The organism is Allocoprococcus comes (assembly GCF_013300725.1).
Classification (GTDB): Bacteria; Bacillota; Clostridia; order Lachnospirales; family Lachnospiraceae; genus Allocoprococcus; species Allocoprococcus comes_A.
Genome location: NZ_JAAIMM010000047.1, coordinates 1 through 7,429 on the forward strand (window position 1 = coordinate 1; position 7,429 = coordinate 7,429).

6 protein-coding genes and 1 pseudogene are annotated in these 7,429 nt (G+C 41.2%); all 7 read right to left on the reverse strand.

What is annotated here, in order from left to right; translation table 11 throughout:
• Nucleotides 1-652: 652 nt before the first annotated feature.
• Nucleotides 653-1,759 carry an RNA-guided endonuclease TnpB family protein gene (locus G4407_RS15605; RefSeq protein WP_173689615.1) on the reverse strand — a complete coding sequence of 369 codons (1,107 nt, stop codon included), beginning with the start codon at nt 1,757-1,759 and terminating at the stop codon, nt 653-655.
• Nucleotides 1,756-2,020 (reverse strand): annotated as a pseudogene (locus tag G4407_RS15610) (IS200/IS605 family transposase). The gene G4407_RS15605 and the pseudogene G4407_RS15610 overlap by 4 nt, the downstream one beginning before the upstream one ends.
• Nucleotides 2,021-2,152: 132 nt before the next feature.
• The gene (locus G4407_RS15615; RefSeq protein WP_173689616.1) at nt 2,153-2,854 is read right to left on the reverse strand and encodes a hypothetical protein; all 702 of its coding nucleotides are present in this window, start codon (nt 2,852-2,854) and stop codon (nt 2,153-2,155) included.
• A 73-nt stretch (nt 2,855-2,927) separates the two neighbouring features.
• Entirely contained in the window at nt 2,928-4,172 is a 1,245-nt protein-coding gene (locus G4407_RS15620) for an aminopeptidase P N-terminal domain-containing protein (RefSeq protein WP_173689617.1), read from the reverse strand.
• Between the two features lie 25 nt (nt 4,173-4,197).
• Nucleotides 4,198-5,682: a carboxypeptidase M32 gene (locus G4407_RS15625; RefSeq protein WP_173689618.1), complete on the reverse strand. Its 1,485-nt coding sequence runs from the start codon at nt 5,680-5,682 to the stop codon at nt 4,198-4,200.
• A gap of 103 nt (nt 5,683-5,785) precedes the next feature.
• Nucleotides 5,786-6,622 (reverse strand): PRD domain-containing protein, encoded by an 837-nt coding sequence (locus G4407_RS15630; RefSeq protein WP_173689619.1) that lies wholly within the window; start codon nt 6,620-6,622, stop codon nt 5,786-5,788.
• 430 nt (nt 6,623-7,052) lie between these two features.
• Nucleotides 7,053-7,429: putative PEP-binding protein (locus G4407_RS15635; RefSeq protein WP_330586108.1), on the reverse strand; the 377-nt coding region annotated here is incomplete at its 5' end.

Consider the following 7,429-nt stretch of genomic DNA (forward strand, 5'->3'; position numbering starts at 1 on the left):
AATGTTCTTTTTTGTTGTTGCCGTTTCATGCGACAGCTTTTATATTATATCAAAGCGTTTCATGTTTGTCAACAACTTTTTTATTTTTTTTGCTGTTGCGAAGCAGTTCCTCACGCGACAGCTTTAACAGAATATCATATCCATCCAAGATTGTCAACAGCTTTTTTATTTGTTTTTGCAATTCATTTTTCTTTGCAGTTTTATCTGAATTTTCCAGACTCATCTGTTCAAAAATCTTGCAATTCTTCGAAATATTTGCCCGTATGACCTCTGCATGCCACTCCTTAGTCTCTGTCTCGATCAGCGAACGAATGTTATCTTAACACGGTATTTCCGAATTGTCAACGTTGTTTTTATATTTTGCGCAATTCAGAATATTCCGACAGTTTGGTGCTTCAGTTCAGTATTCCGGTTCAGCCATCCATTTCCTTTTCCATTTCACATTTACAAAAAGCAGCCGTACCAATATACTCTGATACAACTGCTTATATTGTGACATGCTCCCACCACTTAAATCACAGATTTTGAAGTGAGGGCTTCTTGCTCAATGGCTCTACTGAGCCAAGTATCTACAAGCTATCCTCGCGTGCCCCGCGATTCATTTTACCCAGTTATGGGATATTTTCATTGTCTGGATACAGACACTTTCCATTTATCCTGCTAACAACATACGGCGTGCTTCTTCACGTATATTGATTGCCGCATTCAGATCCCGATCTATCCGATTTCCACATGTACAAAGATATACTCTGTCCGATAGTTTCAGTTCTTTCTTTATATTGCCACATTTACAGCATTTTCTACTGGAAGGGAAAAAACGGTCTACACATACCAATCTCTTTCCTCTCCATGTCAGCTTATATTCCAGCAATTCCCGGAACTTTCCATAACTGTTGTCCATGACACTTTTTCCAAAATGCATACACTGGCTCATTGCTTTCATGTCAATATCTTCTACTGCAACAACATCATATACCTCTGCTATTTCTTGACTCAGTTTATGCAGAAAATCTTTCCTCTGGTTTCGGATTTTTTCATGACATAATGCAACACGGTTTTTCTGTCGGTAATAATTGTTGCTTCCTTTCACGCAATGGGATAACTTTCTCTGTTCCCTTGCCAGCCGCTCCTCACTTTTTCTGAAATATCCTTCATTTTCTCTCTGTATATCTTCAGAAAACACAGCCATTCCATGCATTGCATAATCAATTCCAAGTATCTTTGCGTCTTCATAATCAAATTCTTCTGCTTGGTTTTCACAGTCAGATTTTTCATATAAAAGGCTTGCATAATACTTTCCGGACGGTTCCATACTGATTGTTACGAATTTCAGGCAATATTTTTCTGGAATATCACGATGTTTTTTCATACGGATCCATTTCAGTTTCGGAAGTTTTATCCGATGGTCTGCTACCTGAATATTTCCATTGACCACATTTGTCGTATAGCTTTTTCTGCTCCTGTGTTTTGATTTGAATTTTGGAAAGCCAACCTTTGGATCCCTGAAAAAATTCTTATATGCCTTTTCCAGATGCAGCTGCACATTTGCAAGTGCCAGGGAATCCACTTCTTTCAAAAATGGATATGCTTTTTTATACATCGCCGGTGTATTTCGCAGCATTTTTTTTGATGCTTCATATTCCCGTATCTTATCATTCAACATCTGATTATATAAAAAACGACAGCAGCCAAATGTTTTTGCGAGCAGAACTTCCTGTTCTCTGTTTGGATATATACGAAAACGATAAGCTATATTCATCTTTTTTTCGCTCCCTGCGTCTCAATATAATTACGGATAACATCAATCGGTGCCCCACCCGCTGTCAACAGGCAGAAACTTTGGCTCCTGAATGATTCCATTCTTCCAGTGTGATTCCATAATCAGGTGCAATACGTTCCCAAATCTCTTTTGCACGTTCCGAAATCGGATCATCTATTACTTTTCTTCGGTATTTTACAACCATGATCAGAGATAATACATCAAATACACTGAATGTGCATTATGATCCATTTTATCCATATAATCAGTCCTTTCTATTCTTTCGACTGATTATAATATACCATACTTCACGATACAGAACAAGTGTTCTGCATTCTTTTTCTGCAATTCATCTCCCACCTGTAGAAGAAGGAGAATTCTTGCTAACTTTTGTTAAAACATCGATTTCATTTTAATTATCAGGTATACGGTTGCAAAAACCACAAACAGATACACACACCCTATAATTGCAGAACTCTTTTTTCCTCTTCCCCATTTTCCCGTTGCAAGATACATTGCATCCAGCACATCAAACAGAAAGAAAAACTGGAATACCGTATGTACAACTGCCTCGGCAAACCCTATTTTCCCACTTTTATAGGTCATACGGATCACCTGGATCCCATAAAAGCTTCCCGGTAAAATAGCAAGCCATGTCGCAACAGCCGAAAAAACGACCGCTGCAATCAGCCACGGCAGCAATACCGGAGCAAAGATTATCGCGGCTCCCCGGCTTCCTACCAGCACTGCCATACTTACAAAAAAATAATAAATGACCAAAACCAGAAAATTCACACAAAAAAAGACAACCAGCCCATATTTATGGATCAGCATACGGTTCACACATTCAATCGGATTCCCCGTTTTGTATAATTTAAATGACTGTCCAATATTTATGATTCCCACAACTGCCACAAGCCCCCAGTAAAAAAGCAGTGGAAGAAACACAAGCACCAGCGTTAATCCGATATGTCCATCCGGGATTTTATCCAGCAGTCTCGTAACAAGAATAAGATATACATATGCAAGTGGTACACATAAAGTTAAAAGTATTACATAAAGAAATGTACTTTTCCGTGATTTTCTATTTTCCATATCCTGGCTCTCCATATTTTAGAAAAAGGGAACCGTAATTTTCTATACAGCTCCCTCTTTTCCTGTTTTCTATTTATCTGCGTCCCATAAACGCTTCAATCTCATCGATCTGTCTCGGGATTGCTCTTGACAGATTTTCACATCCGTCTTCTGTGATCAGGCAGTTATCTTCCAGACGGAATCCAATGCCCCATTCTTCATGGTAAACACCGATATCTACACAGAATACAACACCCGGTACAGCAAGTCCGCTTCCTTCTACCACGTCATGTACATCAAATCCAACATGATGTGCTCCACCGTGCCACATGTAAGTTCCAATATCTTCAAAATTTTTGCATACTCCGGCTTCTTTTAACTGTTCAAATGTATATTTACGGATGATCTTATCCACATCCAGAAGTGGTACACCCGGTTTCAGTGTACTGAACATATATTCTGAAGTATTGTAAATGCACTCATAAAGCAGTTTCTGGCGGTCATTAAATCTTCCATTGCACGGAAACGCCCTGGATACATCGTTGATCTCATAATCCCATACAGCACCAACGTCATTCAGGATCATATCTCCATCCTGTGCCTGTCCGCGATAATCATAATAATGAATTTTAAAGTTGTTCTTTCCTGAGGAAATGATAGACGGAAATCCTGGTGAAAGCACTCCCCTCTGAGCCAGTGCATAATCAAATTCTGCTTTATACTGGTATTCGTACATTCCCGGTTTAGATGCTTTCATCATTGCTTCGATTCCGGCCTTTGTGATAGTTTCCGCTTTCTTCATTGCCTCGATCTCGCATGGTTTCTTGATCAGGCGAAGCTGCTTCATGATCGGATGAAGGTTGCCAAGTCCAACAAACGGAGCATGTTCTTTCAGATAATTACCAAGACGGTATGCTTCTACTGCCGGTGTATTTTCATAAACCTTGTCAAAATCAAGATAAACTTTCTTTACATTGCCAGAAAATAATTGTCTGGAAAGATCATTCCGGAATGCTGCCACATATTTGTAATTCGTGATTCCGGAAAGTTCTTCTGCTTCCTCTTCTTTTATACGTCTTCCGGTCCAGCGTTCTGCAAATGCATCCGGAGGAAGAAGATACAGAGTTTCTTCAATTGTTCCCTCTCCGACATAAGCCATCAGTACAATATTTTCCTGCTCGATTCCTGTCAGATACAAGAAGTTACGATTTGTAAAAAACGGATAATTCTCATCATTGGTCTTGATCGGTGCATGTCCACTGAATACAACCACCAAAGATCCCGCTTCAAGTTTCTGATACAGGCTCTTACGATTTCCTGCGTAAAATTCTTTATTCATTGGTCAATCCTCCTACTCTCTGCGCTTAGTGTAAATATTTTTCTTTCAGATATTCAATATAATAATCGGTATTCAACTCTTCTCCTGTTGCTTTTTCGAGCATCTCACGCGCAGAATAGGTCTGTCCGTACTGGTGAATATGTTCTTTTAACCAGTTTCCGATTACAGATGAGTCTCCTTTTTCCAGCTTTTCAAATGCATCCGGACAATCAGTAAGAAGCTTATGAGCAAACTGTGCTGCGTAAGCATCTCCAAGTGCATATCCCTGGAAATATCCTACACATCCGGAAGCCCAGTGCACATCCTGCAGGATTCCTTCCTGATGATTCTTTGGAGTAAATCCCAGATATTCCTGATATTTTCTGTTCCATGCTTCTTCAATTGTATCCACTGTCAGTTTTCCTTCGAAATATTCTTTTTCAATTTCGTAGCGGATGATGATATGCAGAGTATTGGTAAGTTCATCCGCTTTCAGACGGATCAGTCCCGGTTTTACTTTATTGAGTGCGGCAAGAAATGTATCCAGAGAAATCTCTTTGTATTTTGGCACTTCCTGTTGCAGATATGGGTACAGGTTCTCCCAGAATTCTCTGGTTCTTCCCACATGATTCTCGTAGAATCTGGACTGGGATTCATGCATTGCGCCTTCAATTCCGCCCCAGAGTCCGCTTTCTGCGACCTCATCGTTCGCATTATAATTATAAAGTCCGTGTCCGGTCTCATGAACCACTGCCAGAATCGCATGGATCAGCTCATCACAGTTTGTGGATGGTCTGGAATCACGCGGTCCGGTACAGACACATACCGGATGATGGATTTCAAATAAAGTGCTCTTATCTTTATCAAGTCCCAGGATCTCCTGCGCTTTCTTCACAACACGAAGTACCGTATCATGATCTGCTTCACATTCCAGAATGGAATCATCAATCTTACTCTGCTCTTCTCTTACCGCATTTAAAATTTCGCAGACAGCATCTTTGATTTTTGCCAGAATTGCATCAATCTCTTCCAGACGATAATCCTTATCAAACCGGTTTACCAGGACCTGATACGGTTTTTCATCCGGATTGATCGCTGTTGCTATCTTCTCCTGTAAATCAAACTGCTTTTTCAGTACCGGCTTAAAGCTTTCAAAATCATCTGCCTCATAACATTTTCCCCATGCCAGCTGTCCATCTGCATTTGCCTGATTCAATTCCCCCTGCAGGCTTGCCGGAATCTGTACTGCTTCTTTATACTTTCCGATCAGATAGCGTACCATACCTTTGTCTGTATCGGAATCAAAAGCTGTCTCTCCTTCCAGTGACTCTACCAATTCTTTTGTCTCTTTGCTCGTCAGTTTCTCATTAGAAAGCTCTGTCAGATATGCTCCGACTTTCCCTTCATAATCAAATCCGTCCTTCGGGCAGTTATTCCATCTGTCATAGTAAATGATATTATCCATACACTCCAGATAACGGAGCTTCACAACAATATCCTTTACCTTTTCCATCTGTTCTTTTGTAGCCATTACTGCACCAACCTTTCTTCTTAGACTAATGTTCAAACTCTGGTCCGATTATACCATTTGTTTCCCTGTAGTGTCAATCTTTTGACAAAAGCCGGTTCCTCTGTTATGCCTTTATTTCTTCTCTGTATATCCGCTCAATATGCATTGCCAGATACCCGATTTCTATCTCATCAAGCTCTTTTCCAATACTCTTCCCAAGCATATCACAGACTTTTTTCGCAGTCATATACGCTTCCGGAAATTTGGATTCTATATAATCATTCATATTGATACGGAGATCTTCCCCTGTCAGGGCACGCGCTACCATATATTTGATATGATTCATCAGACGATTGTAGGAAAGGGAAATCACATCGATTTTCTCCCCTGTTTCTTTTTCGATCATTTCAATACATTCTCTCACTGCACGGGCCGTCTGCATTGCCACAGATACTTTTTCATCCTCAATTGCCGAATGAATGTGAAGTGCCACATATCCGATTTCATGTTCATCGATCGTTATCTGCATTCTCTTCTGCAAAATATCCCTGAGTACGGATGCCACCTGAAATTCATTATGAAAAAGTACTCTGATATCATCTGTCAGTGGATTGCTGATCTGCTCCTGATTCCGGATTCGCGAAACAGCAAAGGAAATATGATCTGCCAGCGGGATCATGATCCGACGGTCTACTTTCCCGAAAACTTTTTCTGCTTCCCGGATCACCTCATCCGCAATCTCCAGAAATTCCGGATCCATCTCCTGCACCAGAGATTTGGCAGATCCTCTGTCTGTCTGTTCGGTCAGGCGGTAAGTTGCTGTATCTTCTGTCACTTCAAAACGCTGACTGACCTTCTTTCCAAAGCCAATTCCTTTACCGAGAAGGACGTATTCCTGGTTATCCTCTGTATTGATTGCGATCACACCATTATTGTTCAATATCTTGCTTACTCTGTACATATATCATTCCCCCGAAAACGTGGTTTGGTTCTGGTTTTATCCTAGCAGAGAATGTAGGGAAAGTCAAAAAAATGTTGTTGAAAAAAGGACGCAAATCTGGCATTATCTATTGGCTCCATTCCTTTGTGCAGGGCATTCCGATGAGCCTCTGAGGGCGGCAATCGTGTTCAGCAGAGGCTTCCACGATTGCTGAGTCTCATCTCCATTGCACAAAAATTGGAATGGAGCCAATAGATAATGCCAGATTTGCTGGCTGTTTTCTGTCGGGTGTGAAATGACTTCCGGGAAAAAATGGATAAAAGCAGAACGGGGCTGTTGCACGATGAATCGTGCTTAGCCCCGTTAGTTTGTTGGATGTTATTTTTTTACAGAATCTGTGAAGAACAGACTCTTGTTTGTTGTTCTTGTTCACCGTATCTGTAACCAGTCTTTATTTGCTCTCTCTGATCTTCTTTCTGAGCGGAAGTACCATTGCCGGAGAGACAGATAATTCGTCCAGTCCCATGGCAAGGAATTCTTCAGTCAGTTCGAGGTCTGCTCCGAGTTCGCCGCAGATTCCGATCCATTTCCCTTCTGCGTGGGCATTTTCGGCTGCCATGCGGATCATTGCAAGGACTGCCGGGTGGTGCGGATCGTAGAATGCATCCAGCTTCTGGTTCTGACGGTCGATCGCCAGTGTGTACTGGGTCAGATCGTTGGTTCCTACGCTGAAGAAATCCACTTCTTTTGCAAGCTCACGGCTCATCATAACGGCAGCCGGTGTCTCGATCATGATTCCCAGTTCCACATCCTCACGGAACGGGATCT

Excerpts from the sequence above, each read along its gene's own strand:
- G4407_RS15605 (WP_173689615.1), bottom strand. The coding sequence starts at position 1,759 with ATGAATATAGCTTATCGTTTTCGTATATATCCAAACAGAGAACAGGAA.
- G4407_RS15615 (WP_173689616.1), bottom strand. The coding sequence starts at position 2,854 with ATGGAAAATAGAAAATCACGGAAAAGTACATTTCTTTATGTAATACTT.
- G4407_RS15620 (WP_173689617.1), bottom strand. The coding sequence starts at position 4,172 with ATGAATAAAGAATTTTACGCAGGAAATCGTAAGAGCCTGTATCAGAAA.
- G4407_RS15625 (WP_173689618.1), bottom strand. The coding sequence starts at position 5,682 with ATGGCTACAAAAGAACAGATGGAAAAGGTAAAGGATATTGTTGTGAAG.
- G4407_RS15630 (WP_173689619.1), bottom strand. The coding sequence starts at position 6,622 with ATGTACAGAGTAAGCAAGATATTGAACAATAATGGTGTGATCGCAATC.